Origin of the sequence: Azonexus fungiphilus, assembly GCF_003634965.1 — a bacterium.
Taxonomy (GTDB): domain Bacteria; phylum Pseudomonadota; class Gammaproteobacteria; order Burkholderiales; family Rhodocyclaceae; genus Azonexus; species Azonexus fungiphilus.
The window spans coordinates 1-15,132 of record NZ_RBXP01000013.1 but is presented as its reverse complement, the minus strand read 5'-3'; the positions used below and the strand labels follow the sequence as shown (position 1 = coordinate 15,132).

Here is a 15,132-nt window from a genome sequence, read left to right as displayed (position 1 = left end):
TTACCACTTGCCTTCGAGCGACAGCAGCAGCGTGCGCTGGCCGCGCTCGTCGCCGGCCAGCCGCCAGTCGTCGGCGCTGGCGGTGAACGTGGCGATGCGGCGGGTGTCGGCGCGCAGCAGGTTCTGCGCGTCGAGGCGCAGGTTCAGCTGCGGCGTCAGTCGCCGGGTCAGGTAGAGGTCAAGCAGGGTTTTCGGGCGTTGGCGGGTGCTCGTCTCGCCGGGAATGTCGGTGCGCACGCGGCCTTGCTGTGTCAGGCGGAAGCCGGCGCTGGCCTGCCACGCCGGCAGCGCCTGGTCGACGCCGAGGGTGAACTGGTAGCGCGGCAGTTCGCGGGCGTCGCGGGTCAGGCCGAGGCGCTCATCGTCGACACGGGCTTTCGGCAGCGTCAGGTGGCTGCGCAGCGCGGCGCCTTTCCAGCCGAGGCGGTCGGTCTTCAGCTTGGCGTCGAGTTCCAGCCCCCAGTGGCGGGCCGTGCCCTCGTTGTAGGGGCGCTCGACCCAGCGCGTGCCTTCGAGCTGCGTGCGGCGTTCGATGAAATCCTCGGTGCGGCGCAGGTAAAGGTTGGCGCCGACGATGCCGAGGTCGCCGGGCAGGCGTTTTTCCAGCGCCGCTTCCCAGTTGAGGTTGCGCTCGGCCTCGAGGCTGCCGTTGCCGGCGCGGTCGGGTTCGAGCGGGCTGTTGCTGCCGGTGGCGCGCACGGTCAACCCCGAGATTTCGTCGATTTTCGGCGCCTTGATGCCGGCGCCGATTGAGGAGCGCAAGATCAGGTCGGGTGCGATCTCGAAGCGCGCCGCCAGCGACGGCGCCAACTGGCTGGCCGATTGGGCACGGCCGTCGGCGGTGAGCGCGATGTGTTCGCCGCGCAGGCCGCCGGTCAGCGTCAGTTTGTCGCCCAGCGGCGCCTCGTGCTGCAGCCAGGCGCTCCATTGTTTCGACGTCGCCGCATGGTCGCTGCGCAGCGCGCCGGCACCGGTGATGCGCTGCCTTTCCTCGCGCCGGTGCCAGCTCTGTTCGAGACCGGCGGAAAACAGGCCGTTGCCGATGCCACGGTCGACGCGCACGGCGGAGGAAAATTCGTTTTCGTCACGGCGGATCGCCTCGTCGGCCCGCGTTGTCGCGCCGAGCGCATCGCGCCAGCGGCGCGCGGTGTCGCTGCGGCGCTCGCCGTCGAGTAGTGCGACGCGGCCGGAAAGCTTGCCGAAGGCGAACTTGCGCTCGCCTTCGAGACGCAGGCGCAGCAGCGTCATCGCGCTGTCCTCGCGGTCGCGGCGGCCGCCATCGTCGGCCAGCCCGCTGCCGGCGAGCGGATCGGCGTAGGCCAGGCGGTCGACCTCGGTACTGCGTTCGCCGCGGTTGTGGTAGAGGCTGGGCCACAACGTCAGCGTGCCGGCATCGTCGCGCCAGGTCAGGCGCGGCGAAAGGATGAATTCGTCGAGCGTGTAGGCGCCGCGCTCGCGCTCGATTTCCCAGGCCGTGCGCATGCCGGCGGTCGACGCCTGGCGGACGGTCTTTTTGTCGGTGGGCATGCCGTGGTGGTTGATCGACAGCGGCAAGGTCCAGGAAAAGGCCTTGTCGCCGCCGCCCAGGCTGGCGCTGAGCTGGCCGTTGGCTTCGTCGCCGCGGGTGCCGGCGGCAACGCGCAGCGAGGTCGAGGCAGTGCTCGGACGCGCTTTCTTCATGATCAGGTTGACGGTGATCGCGGCGCCGCCGCCGTGTTCGGCCGAGGCGCCGCGCAGGATCTCGATGCGCTCGAGTTCGCCGGACGGCAGTCGGCCGACCGCGGTCAGCGCGTAGCGGGCGTTGGCGCTCGGGCGTTCGCCGTCGACCAGGAACTGCACCGCGTCGCGGCCCATGCCGCGGGCGTTGGCGGCCGGGCCGCCGTCACCGCTGTGGTTGCCGGCGTCGATGCCGGGCAGCTTGCGAATCACCTCGTTGACGGTCAACCCCCCCAGGGCCTCGATTTCCGCGCGCTCGATGACGGTTTTCTGGGTTGCCGCGGCGAGCCTTTCATCGATCGCGTCGCCGCTTGCGGTGACGGTGATCGTCTCCAGCGTCCGCGTCTCGTCGGCCAGTGCCGGCAGCGCCGCCAGGGTCAGCGCGAGCAGGCCCAGATGCCGGCTCATGCCGGCCTCCGCCAGGCCGAGGCGGCGCCGCCGAGGCCGGCCAGGAGCAGCAGGCCGGCGCCGAACAGCGCCAGGGGTGGTGCCGCCGGCGCCTTGATTTCGACCTTCTGCAGCAGCATGCCCTGGATCGGCGGCGGCGCTGCCGGTTCGGGCGGTGGCGCCAGGTCGGCGGCGCTTTGCGGGCGGCTCGCGCTGGGGGCCGGGCGCGGCGCGGCGGCGCTACCGAAGCCGGCAGCGACGAATTTCTCGAAGGCGGCGTTGTCGCTCCGGACGTCGAAGCGGCGGGCCAGATCGTTGTAGCGTTCCTTCAATTCGGCGACCGTCTTCGCGTCGGCTTGCCAGTAGCCGTGGCGGGCCATTTCCAGCATCTTCTCCATGGTCTGCGCCAGCGCGTGCGGGTTGTTCTTCTCGAACCAGTCCTTCAGGCCGAGCTGGTGCTTGTCGCGGACATAGACATCGACGAACTCCTGCCACTGGTCGTCGCGGACGATTTCGCGGGCGACCGTGGTCCAGCCGGTGAAGTTGTTCATCGAGTCGAGCACCTGCAGGGTGCCGGAATAGCCTTCGGCGATCAGCCCCTTGATGTAGCCGGGGTGGAAGTTGCGGGTGGCGAGTTCCTTGGCCAGGAATTTGTCGGCGCCTTCGACCTTGCCGGCGCCGCTGCCGCGCAGGTTGGCGATGTACAGTTCCGGCGCCTTGCCGTCGAGATAACGAACGGCGCTGCCGATGCCGCCGAGGTACTGGAAGGGGTCGTCGGTGGTGAGCATGCCGTAGAGGTTGGAGCTGCGCGACAGTACGGCGCCCTCGGTGCCCTTGAGGTGCTCGGCGTAGAGGTTGACGTCTTCGCCGCCGACGGTGCCCTTGCTGCCCCAGCTCGATTCGTCGCTGCCGAAGGCGTACTGCATGTTGCGCAGGTAGAGCTGGGCCAGCTTGCGGTCGCCTTCGGCCTTGCTTTTCCAGGTGTCGGTGGCCAGCGCCGCGTCGTCCAGCCCGGTGCCGTAGCGGCCGGAGGCGTTGGAGAAGATGCGTGTTTCCGCCGCCCGTTGTGCGGCCGCTTCCGGCACGCCGCGCTGCTTGAGGCTGGCGGCGATGCGCTGGCTGTTGGCGTATACCGGGTTGTCGGCTTCGTTGGCGCGGGCGGCGAGTTCGGCCGCCTTGGCCAGTTGCTTCATGGCGTTCGGGAAGTGGTCGCGGTACAGGCCGGTGGCCGAGAGGACGACGTCGACGCGGGCGCGCCCGAGCTGTTCGCGCGGGATCAGCCTGACGTCGATGACCCGGCCGCCGGCGTCCCATACCGGCTCGACGCCCATCGCCGCCAGCGCCTGCGCTTCGAGCAGCCCCTGGTGGCGCATGGTTTCCACCGACCACAGCGTGAATGTCAGCTTCTTCGGCGCCCGCCCGGTCTTGGCGCGGTGCGCGGCGATCAGCGCGGCGGCGGCTTCCTTGCCGGCCTCCCAGGCTTGTTTGGTGGGCACCCGCGACGGGTCGAAGCCGTAGAGGTTGCGCCCGGTCGGCAGGGCGTCCGGATTCTTGATCGGGTCGCCGCCGTAGGAGGTCGGGATGTGGCGGCCGGCCAGCGCCGCCAGCAGGCGGTCCATCTCGCCGGCGGCGCCGAGGTCGGCGTACCATTTGCGACCCTGTTCGAGCTGGCCTTTCAGCTTATTGTCGGCGACCACCGGCTGGCCGTCGATGAAGGCGCGTAGCAGGCGCCAGGCCGGCGTTTCGGCGCTCTTCTCATAATCGCCGACGAAGGCTTCGTCGAGGTCTTGGTCGGGCACGCCGGTCGCCTTGGCGGCGGCTTCCCAGAACGGTTTGCCGAGCATCAGGAGGACGGTGCCGAGGCGGAATTTTTCGGCCGGCGCCGTGCCCAGCGTGTGCAGGCCGAGCGGCTGCGCGGTCTGCGCCAGTTCGTGCAAGTGGCTGTGCAGTTCGTCGACGAAGCCGCGCAGGTCGGCAGCGATGCGCTGCTCGTCCCAGCCCATGTCCTTGTCGATGCGTTCCTTTTTTACCCTTTTCAGCAGGTCGACCGCAATTTTCTCCTTCACCGCGCCTTCGTCCTGGCGCTGCCAGTCGTGCAGCAGGTCGTGGATTTCATTGAGCGTGCCGTGCAGGCCGGCCGGTGCGAACGGCGGTGTCTGGTGGGTGATGTTGACGGCACGGCCGCGGCGCTTGGTCTGCAGCGCCTCGCCGATGTTGTCGACGATGTAGGGATAGATCACCGGCACATCGCCGATGGCGGCCAGCGGGTAGTCGCCGACCGGCAGGCCGCGCTCCTTGCCGGGCAGCCATTCCTGCGAGCCGTGCGTGCCGTAGTGCACGATGGCGTCGGCCTTGAACTGCTCGCGCACCCACAGGTAGTGCGCCATGTAGTAGTGCGAGGGCGCCGCCACCGACGAGTGGTAGAGCGCCTTTTCCTTGTCCTCCCAGCGCTCGCCGCGCGGCGCCTGGGGCGAGAAGACGATCTTGCCGACCGGATAGCGCGGGATCACGAAGTAGGCTTCGCCACGGTCGACGACGACCATCGACGATTTTTCCGGTTGCCCCCAGCGGGCGAGCATCTCCGCGCGCTGCTGCGCCGGCTGACGGTCGAACCAGGCGCGGTAGGCCTTCACCGGCAGGCGTTCGGCGAGCCCGTCGCGCAGCAGCCCGGCGAGTTCGCCGTCGCGGTAGAAGGGGGCGAGCAGGCGCTGCAGGTTGTTGATCAGCAGGATTTCCTCGTCCGCCCGCACATCGTAGCCCGCCTGTTGCATCGCCTTGAGCATGGCTTCGATGCTGCGCGGCACGTTGAGGTAGGAGGCCGACAGGTTCTTTTCGCCCGGCGGATAGTTCCAGTACAGCATCGCCACCTTCTTGTCGGCGTTGGCCAGGCGCTGCAGGCGAACCAGCTTGAGCGCCTTGTTGACGACGGCGGCGGTCTGCTCGGGAAAAACGACGACCTGACCGTCCTTGCCGGCGGCGTTGGTGATGATTGCGTCGATGATGCCGGCGTATTCGCCCTGCGACAGGTAGAAGGGGACGTCGATCATCGGTAGGCCCTGCGCGTCGGCCCGCCAGGCGGCCTCGTCGCCGCGCCGGTAGGCGAGCGCCTGGAGCACCGGAATGCCGAGCTTTTCCAGTTCCTTGCGCCAGCCTTCGGGGTTGAGAATGATCTGGGTGTTGATCAGCGTGTCGGCGACCGGCTTGCCGGCAACGGTGAGCATCGGCGCATGCGGCGTCATCACGCCGGCGTAGTACGGCAGGGCGATGGCGCCGCCGGCTTCGATGCGGGCGATCAGGTCGTCGATGAAGGCGGTCTGCTCGGCGCCGATGTAGATCTGGTGGAAGGCAATCGCCACCGTCGGCGGCCGCTTTTCAAGGTCGATGCCGCGCCAGCGGAAATACTCGGCCGGCGTCGCGAATACCTGGTTGGGGGCTTGCGGGTGGTAGACGGCGTCTTCCGGGAAGACGAATGGCGGCGCCACCTTCGGCGCCGGCTGGCCGCGCAGTTCGGCGGCGAGGGTGGCGAAGAAACCGTCGAAATTGGCGCGCCCGCCGTTGGTGTAATAGGCGTGCAGGCGTTCGGCCTGCGTCTGGGTGAACCCGGCGGCGAGCGGGCCATTGTCGCGCATCCAGATGTGCCGGGTATTCAGCCGGGCCAGTGGTTTTTCCAGCCGGCGCCTGACCGCGTCCTGCATGTGGCTGCGGCCGGCGTCGAAGATCACCGCGTCGCGTCCGTCGAACAGCGTGTCCGCCTTCTCCGGTGCGATCCGCTCGGCGAAATGGGCGTCCACGGTCAACCCGTATTTCTGGGCAATTTCCGCGATCACCTTGAACTTGCCCGGCGGCACCGGCGACGTGGCGACAAACAGGATGTTCCCGGCGACCGCCTGGCCGCTGCAGAAGAGAAGGGCGGAAAGAAGGAGGGCGCGTAGCTCGCTCATGGGCACCTGGCTGGGCTGTCGGGAAGTGAACGGGGTCAGGCGGCCGGTGCCGTCTGTGGCTTGGGGAAATCCAGGCAGGGATCGCGGCGCTCGGCCGGCTCGGTGATCCACAGGTAATCGAAACGGCTGGCCAGTGCGGCGGCTTGTGCGGCGTTGGCAGTGTCGCTTTCGAGGAAGCCGATGGCGACACGCCGGCGTCCCGGCTGCTGGCGTTCGAGCAGGACCGGGATGCCGTAATCGCGGCGGACATGGCCGTTGCCGGCGAGCAGGATGACCGGGTGGCCGCTGTTCAGGGCGGTGCCGATGGCCAGGCTCATCGCTGCGTCGCGGGCGCGTTGAGCCAGACTCAGGCCGGGAATCAACGTGGCCGGTAGCTGGCCGCAGTGGCTGTCGAGCAGATCGCGCTCTAGCGTTTGCCGGGCGTTGGCGTCGAGTGGGGCGTCGGCGATCGCCGCGGCAACGTCGGCGGGCAGTGCGTCGGCGCCCCGCTTGACGATGTCGCGGGCAAGCTGGCGCGGGATGTTGCCGCCGTGCAGCGTGCCGCCGGTACGGCGGGCTGCCTCGAACAGCGCTTGGTGTACCGGCCAGCGCCAGTTGCCGGCATCGAAGCCGGCGCTTTCGAGATCGGCGAGCAGGGGGCCGTTGCCGCTGGCCTGCCGGCCGTGCTCGAGGTGCTCGGCGACGATTGCCGGCCGGGTTGCTGCCAGTTTCTCGAGCAGCCAGGCCCGGGCGGCATGGTGATGCGGGTTGTCGTGCAGTTCGCCGAGCAGGATCAGGTCGTGCCCGGCGAGACGCTGCAGCAGCACTTCACGTCCGATCGCCTGGCCGTCGGCCGTGGCCACGATGCGTTCGCTGGCGGCGGCTGTGCCGGGGCCAAGCAGGCAGGCGGCGAGCAGCGCGCCGGCCCGGGAAAGACGCTGGAGAAAAATGCGTCCCGATGACGGTCGACCGTCATCGGGACGCATTTTTCCCGGATTGTTGCACAGCGGTGCCGGCATGATGCCTCCCTGAAAAGGAAAAGGCCGGCGCTTGCAGCAGCGCCGGCCGCTGGGGTCAGAAATCGGCTTGCAGCGACAGGCGGAAATTACGCCCCGGCTGGGTGAAGAAGTCGGGGTTGGTGTCGGTTGCGGCCGTGGTCAGGCCGACGTGGCGGGTATCGCCCCACAGCCAGTATTTCTTGTCGAACAGGTTGTTGACCGAACCGACGATGCGCGTGTTCCGGGACAGACGGTACCAGGCGGTCAGGTCGGTGACGCCATAGCCGGCCGGACGGTAGTACTGCGTGGTGGTGTTGCCCAGGCTGCTGCGGGACTTGGCCTTGGCCAGGCGCAGGCGGCCTTCGGCCCCCCAGTCGCCGACGGTGTACTGGACGCCGAGGCTGGCACGTAGCGGTTCGATGCTGGTCAGGCCGGCGTTGGTATCCTCGTCCTTGCCGCGGGCGTAGGACAGCGATCCGTCGATTTGCCACTGCTCGGTCAGGCGGTAGGCGCCGCGCAGGTCGGCGCCGTAGATACGGACCTTGGCCAGGTTCTGGTACTGCGAGGTGCCGAAGGCGGCGCCCGCGACGCACGCCGGGTTGGTCGGGCAGTCGAGGCTCTCCAGGCTGATGAAGTCCTTGTAGCGATTGTCGTAGACGGAGAACTGGAAGGACGCGCGGGCGGTGCGGCCGCGCACGCCCAGTTCGACGCCGACGCTGGTTTCCGGTTTGAGGTCGGGGTTGGAAGCGACGGCGTAGCTCTGGGCCTGGTTGAAGAAGGCGTAGTTGACGTCCTTGTAGTTCGGCGCCCGGAAACCACCAGCGATCTGGCCGTAGGCGCTGAGCATCGGGTCGACCTGCCATTGCACACCGAGTTTCGGCGATACATGGCTCCAGGTGGCGCCCGGCGGCTGGCCAACGCCCTTCCAGTCGGCATCGTTGTCGGGCTTGAGCTTGGTCCGGTCGTAGCGAATGCCGGGGGTCAGCGTCAGACGGTTGGCGAACAGGCCGATCTCGTCCTGGATGAAGACGCCGAGCTTGTCGGTCTTGCCGTCGGGGAAGTCATGCACCGTATCGGCATCGCCGCCCGGGTTCGGCACCTTGATGCCGGCACGGAGCGCGTAGTTGTTGCGCTCGGTGGCTACCGACTGCCGCATCAGGTCGAAGCCGTAGCTGAGGATGTGCGTGCTGGCGCCGACGCTGAAGCTCGAATCCAGCTGCACGTTGACCGCGGTATCGGTCTGGGCGAACTCGAAAACCTGCCAGATGTCGCAGGTGTTGGCCCCGACACCGGTTGCCGAGCAGCCGGAGAGGCCGCTGAACGAGGTGTTGCTGCGCTGCTGGAAGTTGTCGTTTTCGGTTGTCGAGCGCTGGTGCGAGAGGCGCGCCGCGAGCCGGTCGTAGAAAGCATTGGCCGGCTTGTGCTCGTACTCGATGCTGCCGCGCAGGCGCCGGCTTTCGTCGTTGCCGCTCATCGTCTCGACCCGGCGCAGGCCGTAGGGGATGAGCAGAATGTCGGCGTCGGTCTGCGTTTGCCGGCCTTCCACGGTGGTCGTGACGCGGTGGCCGCTTGCCGGCCGCAGCACGAGCTTGGCGATCGCGCCCTTGTCGTCGTTGTCGAGATGGTTCGGCTTGCTGCGGGTGTTCGAGTTGTGGTTGCCGTTGACGCTGCTGTGCCGGCTGCCGTTGCTGCCCATGTTCTCGGTCTCCTTGCTGGCGCCCTGGGAGTAACCGAACAGGAAGTCCGCCACTTCGCCGCGCCAGGCGCCGATCAGCGTCCCGGTGAAACCGCGGTTGGCGCTGCTGTAGCTGGCCTTGGCGCGGGCGCCGAAGGCGGCGCCGTGGCGGGCAATGTCTTCCGGGTTGAGGGTCAGGTAGCCGACCAGGCCGCCGAGGGCGTCCGAGCCGTAGAGGCTGGAGGCCGGGCCGCGGACGATTTCGACGCGGCGCAGGAAATCGGGCATGACTCCGATCGGGGCGCTCGAGGTGTAGTTGGTCGGGCCGCCGAAGTCCAGGTGATCAGACATGCGCACGCCGTCGATGGTCGACACCACACGGTTGTCCTCCATGCCGCGGATATTGACCCGGGTCGCGCCGTGGCGGCGCAAGTCGCGCGCCATGACGACGTCGGTTTCATCGCGGAAGAGGTCGGCGTCGTCGATTGGCAGGGCGCGGTCGAGCTGTTCGCGATTGATGCTGGTAACGGTGGTCGTCATGCTGTCGACGCTGGTTTCGCGGCGGTTGGCGGTGACGATGGTTTCGCCGAGGGTGTTGTCGGCGAAGGCGGGGAGCGGCGGGAAGGCGCAGAAAAGCGCCAACGGAATGGCGCGCAAGCCGTACAGGGCTGAGCGATGCATGGAACCTCCAGTCAAGTTGATCTTCGAACTCGCTGGCTGGCGCTACATCGTGGCTGGCTCGCTAAATGAGAATCGCTATTGTTACATAGGCAACTTCAAGCAGAAAGCAATTTCGCCCGGCATGGGCATCGGTGTTGTTTTTTTGCCGAACAGACTGGCGGCGCCATTGCGGCGCCGCCATCTTGCTGTTAGCGGTCGGCGAAGGGCTTCTTCTTGAACTTGCGTTCGCCGCTGAAACCGCCACCCGGACGGCCTTCGTCGGGGCGCAGGTTGATCGGCACGCCGCGCACGCGGGTGCGCTTCAGGGCGTTGGCTGCTTCTGCGGGCATGCCGGCGGGCAGCTCGACCGTGCTCGATTCCTCGTAGAGGCCGATGCGGCCGATAAAGCGGCTTTCGATGCCGGCTTCGTTGGCGATCGCGCCGACGATGTCGCGCACTTCGACGCCGTGCTCACGACCGACATCGATGCGGTAGCGCACCATGTCGCCGGCCGGTGCCGGGCGCGCCGGACGCTCGCTGCGCGGCGGACGGTCCTCGAAGCGCGGGCGTTCGCTACGTTCGCCACGGTCTTCAAAGCGCGGGCGTTCGCCGCGATCCTCGAAGCGCGGCTTGCGCTCGCGGTCGCCAAAGCTGGCCGGACGGCGGTCATCGCCACGGTCCTCGCGGAAAGGCCGGGGCGCCGGGTCTTCGCCGGCGATCTGCAGCGGCTTGCCTTCCTGGGCCATCATCGCCAGCGCGGCAGCGACTTCCTCGGCGCTGACATCCTTTTCCTCGCACAGTTGCGAGACGATGTTGGCGAAGAAATCGAGGCCTTCGGCATCGAGTACCTCGGCCACCTTGGCCTTGAAGTCGGCGACGCGCTTGTTGGTCACGTCGGCGCGGCTGGGCAGCGTCAGCGGTGCGATCGGCTGGCGGGTGGCGCGCTCGATGGTGCGCAGCATGCGGATTTCACGCGGGGCGACGAAGAGGATGGCGTTGCCGGTGCGGCCGGCGCGGCCGGTGCGGCCGATGCGGTGCACGTAGGCTTCGGTGTCGTACGGAATGTCGTAGTTGACGACGTGGCTGACGCGCGGCACGTCGATGCCACGGGCAGCGACGTCGGTGGCGATGACGATGTCGAGCGCACCGGACTTCAACTGGTCGATGACGCGTTCGCGCATCTGCTGGTTGAGGTCGCCGTTCAGGGCGGCGGCGGCGTAACCGCGGGCGTTCAGCTTGTCGGCGAGTTCGACGGTGGCGGTCTTGGTGCGCACGAAGATGATGGCGGCGTCGAAATCGTCCTCGACTTCGAGGATGCGGGTCAGCGCGTCGAGCTTGTGCATGCCGGAGACCTGCCAGTACACCTGGCGAATGGCGGCGACGGTTGCGGTAGCGGCCTTGATCTTGATCTCGCGCGGTTCGACCAGGTATTTCTGGGCGACGCGGCGGATCTGTTCCGGCATCGTTGCCGAGAACAGCGCGGTCTGGTGCTGTTCCGGCGTGTGTTCGAGAATCCATTCGACGTCGTCGATGAAGCCCATGCGCAGCATTTCGTCGGCTTCGTCGAGGACCAGCGTCTTCAGGTGGTCGAGGTTGAGCGTCTTGCGCTCGAGGTGGTCCATGACCCGGCCCGGCGTGCCGACGATGACGTGGGCGCCGCGCGCCAGCTGCTTCAACTGGATGGTGTAGCTCTGGCCGCCGTAGATCGGCAGCACGTGGAAGCCGGGCAGGTTCTTGGCGTAGCTCTGCAGGGCTTCGGCGACCTGGATCGCCAGCTCACGCGTCGGCGTCAGGATCAGCGCCTGCGGCTTGCTCACCTTGATGTCGATGGTTTCCATCAAGGGCAGGGCGAAGGCGGCGGTCTTGCCGGTGCCGGTCTGGGCCATGCCGAGGATGTCGTGGCCATCGAGCAGGATGGGAATGCACTGGGCCTGGATCGGGGAGGGGGTTTCGTAACCGATTTCGCTCAGGGTCTTGAGCAGGGATTCGCTCAAGCCGAGTTCGGCAAAGCTGTCGACGGTAGACGTCATGATGCTGTTCCTTTCCGCGCTGCCGGTTCGCGACGGGCAGCGGTATTCGCCCGAATCGCGGGCGGCCTGGGTGACCCCGACGCAGCCATGCCGGGGAAGAAATCAATGGGGTGAATCCTGCACAAGAACTGAAAAACCGGGGGCTGCTCGGAGTTACTGCGGGCGATGCATCAACGCATTGAACTGATTATTCTACCTTTTTTTTGCCAGCGCCGCCAGTTCGGCGGCGCTGAAACCGGCCTGCAGGCGGGCCGCTTCGTTCATCGGCGTTGGCGGACGCGGTGCCTTGTAGGCGATCAGCAACTCGCGGTAGGCATTTTCGGGGTCAACGCCGCGTTGACCGCAAAATTCGCGGAACCAGCGGTCGCCGAGGCCGACGTGGCCGATTTCGTCGCGCAGGATGATGTCGAGGGCGCGGGCGCTCGCCGCGTCGCCGTTTTCGGCCAGGCGGCGCTGGATCGGCGGCGTCGCGTCGAGGCCGCGCGCTTCGAGCAGGCGCGGCACCAGCGCCATGCGGGCGAGCGGGGCGGCGGCGGTTTTCTCGGCCATTTCCCAGAGGCCGGCGTGGGCCGGGAAGTCGCCGTAGTCGTGGCCGTAGCTGGCCAGTCGTTTGCGCAGCAGCGAGAAATGCGCCGCCTCTTCGGCGGCGACGCCGATCCAGTCGGCGTAGTAGGCCTGCGGCAGGCCGCGGAAGCGGGCGGCGTGGTCGAGCGCCAGGTTGATCGCGGTGAATTCGATATGGACGATCGCGTGCAGCAGCCGGGCGCGTCCTTCCGGCGTGGTCGGGCTGCGCTGCGGCACGGCTTTTGGTGGCACGATCTCGGGCCGTGCCGGTCTGCCGCAGTGCAGTTCGACCGGTGTCGTGTCGCGCCAGTCGAGCCGGCCGGCGCGCCAGTCGGCGTCGACGCTGACGGTCAACGCCAGTTTTTGATCGATTTCCGTGGCGGCCAGCGCCTCCGCCAGGCGGGCGAACAGCGATGCGCTCATGGTGCCGGATTGGTATAGCGCAGGTGGATTGCGTCGATCGCTGCGAGCAGGTCGGCGTGCATTGGCGTCAGCGTTGCCGGCAGGGTTTCCTTGAGTTGTGCCAGCGACGAGGCGCCGATGATGGTGCTGGCGACGAACCAGCGCGAGCGGACGAAGCCGAGTGCCAGTTGCGTCGGCGTCAGGCCGTGGCTGCGCGCCAGTTCGGCATAGGCGGCGACGGCCGGGGCGACGTTCGGTTTGGCGTAGCGCTGGCCGAAATTCGGCCATTGCGTCAGCCGCCCGGCTGCCGTCGGGTTGTCCAGGTATTTGCCGCTGAGGTGGCCGAAGGCCAGCGGCGAGTAGGCGAGCAGGCCGACTTGCTGGCGGTGGCAGGTTTCGGCCAGCGCCGTTTCGTAGGTCCGGTTGAGCAGGCTGTAGGCATTCTGCGTCGAGACGATGCGCGGCAGACCGAATTCGTCGGCGAGCCGGGTGAACTCCATGATTCCCCAGGGGTGCTCGTTGGAGACCGCGACGTGGCGCAGCTTGCCTTCGCCGACCAGTTCGGCGAGCGCTTCCAGCTGGGCGCGGATCGGCGTGCAGTCGCGCTCCTTGTCGGGCTCGTACTGCCATTGCCCGAACATCGGCTGGTTGCGCTCCGGCCAGTGCAATTGATAGAGGTCGATGTAGTCGGTCTGCAGGCGCTGCAGCGAGCCTTCGACGGCGGCGCGGATGTTGGCGCGGTCGATTGCCAGCGGGCCGCCGCGGATCCAGTCGAGGTTGCGGCTGGGGCCGGCGACCTTGGTGGCGACGATGATCTTTTCCCGCACCTGCCGCTTGAGCCAGCGGCCGACGATGCTTTCCGAGGCGCCGCAGGTTTCGGCGCGGGCCGGTACCGCATACATCTCGGCGGTGTCGAGGAAATTGATGCCGTGCGCCAGCGCGTAATCGAGTTGGGCGTGGGCATCGGCTTCGTCGGTCTGCTCGCCGAAGGTCATCGTGCCCAGACAGATTTCGGGAACGCTCAGTACGCTGCGGCCGAGCGGGCGATTCTTGAACAGGCTCATCGGTGTTGGCTCCGGAAAATCGGGTTGAATTCAGGGTTGACCGCAAAGTACGCCATAAATCAGCACATGGCGTTCGAGGATGGGGTCGAAACTGGCCGGCACGATCGCCAGCCGGTGTGTGTCGGCCGCCGGGCAGTGGTGCCGGACCCAGTTGCCGGCAGCGTCGTGGGCGCTGGCGAAATCGGGGAACAGTGCCTGCAGTGCCGGGCTGCGTACGGGCAGGAAGTCGCCGCTGTTGCGGTCGAGCAGGCGATCGGTGTCGAGCATCTGGACCGCATAGCCCTCGGCCGGGCGGCGCAACGGCAGGTGGGCGATGTCGAAAGGATCGCCGAAGGCGTTGTCGGGGAAGTGCACTATATATAGAGGGTCAGGCGGGAATGTCGGGAACCAGCATCTGTTCGAGCAGCAGGATGCGATCCTTGAGAGCCAGCTTGCGTTTCTTCAGTCGCCGGATCAGCAGTTCGTCCGGCGGCGGGTTTTCGATCAGGTGCAGGATCACCTGGTCGAGGTCGCGATGCTCGACCTGCAGTTCATTCAGTTGCAGGCGGATGTCGCTGAGCTCGGTATCGGTCAGCGGGCGGAGGGCCATGGGGTGCTCCTGACAGCATTTGGGGTTTTGCTTAGAATAACCGAACCAATAACAGGAGGAGAACAGAATGCAACACCACATCATCGTCTCGTTCGGCAAGGACGCCGAATTCGAATTCCGCCTCGCCGGCGCCGGTGCGGCCGACGAGGCGCGTCAGTGGTTCGACCGCGAGTTCGTCAATCTCGAATGCGACGTCGCCACGCCGACCGGCAAGATCCTCGCCGTCGACCGTATCCTCAGTGTCGCCAAGTATGCCGGTAGCGACCGTTTCCGAGATCAACCGGCCTGGGGCGAACAGTTCGCCAGGCATACCGCCGCCATCCTCGGCCGCGACCTGATCCGTGTCGATGTCGAGCAGTACAGCATCGGTTATTGATGAACAAGGCCTTCGTCAGGGAAAGCGACGGAGAGGATGACGAGGCGCTGCAACCGGCCCTGCGCATCCCCGCGGGGGCGCGCAACTACATCACCCCGGCCGGTCATGCCCGGCTCAAGGATGAACTCGAGCATCTGGTCAAGCGCGAGCGACCGCATGTTGTCGAGATCGTCGCCTGGGCGGCGTCGAATGGCGACCGCTCGGAAAACGGCGACTATATATATGGCAAGCGTCGCCTGCGCGAGATCGATCGGCGCATCCGCTTCCTGAGCAAGCGCCTGGATATCGCCGAAGTCGTCGATCCGCTACGTCAGGGTGACAACGACCAGGTCTTCTTCGGGGCAACGGTAACCATTGGCGAAGCCGATGGCAGTGAACATACCTACAGGATCGTCGGTATCGACGAGGCCGACGCATCGGCCGGGCGCATCAGCTGGATATCTCCGCTGGCGCGCGCGCTGATCAAGTCGAGGGAAGGTGACAGCATTCGTTTCCAGAGCCCGGTCGGCGTTCGGGAAATCGATATCCTGGAAGTGCGTTACGAAACGATTGCGTGAAATTTTCAAAATTCAGTTGACGAGTTTTGTGGTGCGTGTAGAATGCGCACCTTCCTTGCAGCGACGGGGTTTCCGGCGGTGTGAGGCAGGCGGTGAGGTGAAAGAAATTTTGCTGAAGTGCTTGACGGAAGTGAGTGAGTGGTACATAATCTCGCTTCTCTGCTGCAGACGAATCGAACGAGACGGCGCGGCGA

General features: G+C 67.0%; 11 protein-coding genes. 2 read left to right on the top strand and 9 right to left on the bottom strand.

Annotated elements, in window-relative coordinates; all coding sequences use genetic code 11:
- The 9 genes from DFR40_RS05535 to DFR40_RS05495 form a co-directional block, all read right to left on the bottom strand.
- Positions 1–2,124 carry a TonB-dependent receptor plug domain-containing protein gene (locus tag DFR40_RS05535; RefSeq protein WP_121457501.1) on the bottom strand — a complete coding sequence of 708 codons (2,124 nt, stop codon included), beginning with the start codon at positions 2,122–2,124 and terminating at the stop codon, positions 1–3.
- A complete protein-coding gene (cobN, locus tag DFR40_RS05530; RefSeq protein ID WP_121457500.1) occupies positions 2,121–6,044 on the bottom strand; it encodes a cobaltochelatase subunit CobN in 3,924 nt (1,307 codons plus the stop codon). The genes DFR40_RS05535 and cobN overlap by 4 nt, the downstream gene beginning before the upstream one ends.
- Positions 6,045–6,079: 35 nt before the next feature.
- Entirely contained in the window at positions 6,080–7,042 is a 963-nt protein-coding gene (locus DFR40_RS05525; protein ID WP_121457499.1) for a ChaN family lipoprotein, read from the bottom strand.
- A gap of 55 nt (positions 7,043–7,097) precedes the next feature.
- On the bottom strand, positions 7,098–9,377 hold the full coding sequence (locus DFR40_RS05520; protein WP_121457498.1) for a TonB-dependent hemoglobin/transferrin/lactoferrin family receptor: 2,280 nt from the start codon (positions 9,375–9,377) through the stop codon (positions 7,098–7,100).
- A 188-nt stretch (positions 9,378–9,565) separates the two neighbouring features.
- Positions 9,566–11,386 (bottom strand): DEAD/DEAH box helicase, encoded by a 1,821-nt coding sequence (locus DFR40_RS05515; RefSeq protein ID WP_121457497.1) that lies wholly within the window; start codon positions 11,384–11,386, stop codon positions 9,566–9,568.
- Between the two features lie 192 nt (positions 11,387–11,578).
- Positions 11,579–12,373 (bottom strand): ferritin-like domain-containing protein, encoded by a 795-nt coding sequence (locus DFR40_RS05510; RefSeq protein ID WP_121457496.1) that lies wholly within the window; start codon positions 12,371–12,373, stop codon positions 11,579–11,581.
- Positions 12,370–13,416 carry an aldo/keto reductase gene (locus tag DFR40_RS05505; protein ID WP_121457495.1) on the bottom strand — a complete coding sequence of 349 codons (1,047 nt, stop codon included), beginning with the start codon at positions 13,414–13,416 and terminating at the stop codon, positions 12,370–12,372. The genes DFR40_RS05510 and DFR40_RS05505 overlap by 4 nt, the downstream gene beginning before the upstream one ends.
- Before the next feature lie 30 nt (positions 13,417–13,446).
- The gene (locus DFR40_RS05500) at positions 13,447–13,770 is read right to left on the bottom strand and encodes a hypothetical protein (protein WP_121457494.1); all 324 of its coding nucleotides are present in this window, start codon (positions 13,768–13,770) and stop codon (positions 13,447–13,449) included.
- A 13-nt stretch (positions 13,771–13,783) separates the two neighbouring features.
- Positions 13,784–14,005 carry a YdcH family protein gene (locus DFR40_RS05495; protein ID WP_121457493.1) on the bottom strand — a complete coding sequence of 74 codons (222 nt, stop codon included), beginning with the start codon at positions 14,003–14,005 and terminating at the stop codon, positions 13,784–13,786.
- A 67-nt stretch (positions 14,006–14,072) separates the two neighbouring features.
- Between DFR40_RS05495 and DFR40_RS05490 the strand changes: the two genes are divergently transcribed.
- Both DFR40_RS05490 and greB read left to right on the top strand, forming a co-directional pair.
- Complete coding sequence (locus DFR40_RS05490) at positions 14,073–14,381, top strand: hypothetical protein (RefSeq protein ID WP_121457492.1); 309 nt, start codon at positions 14,073–14,075, stop codon at positions 14,379–14,381.
- Complete coding sequence (gene greB, locus DFR40_RS05485; RefSeq protein ID WP_121457491.1) at positions 14,381–14,938, top strand: transcription elongation factor GreB; 558 nt, start codon at positions 14,381–14,383, stop codon at positions 14,936–14,938. Before DFR40_RS05490 ends, greB begins: the two co-directional genes overlap by 1 nt.
- The last annotated feature ends 194 nt before the right edge of the window (positions 14,939–15,132 follow it).

Coding starts and splice junctions, on each gene's coding strand:
- DFR40_RS05535 (WP_121457501.1), bottom strand. CDS start 2,124: ATGAGCCGGCATCTGGGCCTGCTCGCGCTGACCCTGGCGGCGCTGCCG.
- cobN (WP_121457500.1), bottom strand. CDS start 6,044: ATGAGCGAGCTACGCGCCCTCCTTCTTTCCGCCCTTCTCTTCTGCAGC.
- DFR40_RS05525 (WP_121457499.1), bottom strand. CDS start 7,042: ATGCCGGCACCGCTGTGCAACAATCCGGGAAAAATGCGTCCCGATGAC.
- DFR40_RS05520 (WP_121457498.1), bottom strand. CDS start 9,377: ATGCATCGCTCAGCCCTGTACGGCTTGCGCGCCATTCCGTTGGCGCTT.
- DFR40_RS05515 (WP_121457497.1), bottom strand. CDS start 11,386: ATGACGTCTACCGTCGACAGCTTTGCCGAACTCGGCTTGAGCGAATCC.
- DFR40_RS05510 (WP_121457496.1), bottom strand. CDS start 12,373: ATGAGCGCATCGCTGTTCGCCCGCCTGGCGGAGGCGCTGGCCGCCACG.
- DFR40_RS05505 (WP_121457495.1), bottom strand. CDS start 13,416: ATGAGCCTGTTCAAGAATCGCCCGCTCGGCCGCAGCGTACTGAGCGTT.
- DFR40_RS05495 (WP_121457493.1), bottom strand. CDS start 14,005: ATGGCCCTCCGCCCGCTGACCGATACCGAGCTCAGCGACATCCGCCTG.
- DFR40_RS05490 (WP_121457492.1), top strand. CDS start 14,073: ATGCAACACCACATCATCGTCTCGTTCGGCAAGGACGCCGAATTCGAA.
- greB (WP_121457491.1), top strand. CDS start 14,381: ATGAACAAGGCCTTCGTCAGGGAAAGCGACGGAGAGGATGACGAGGCG.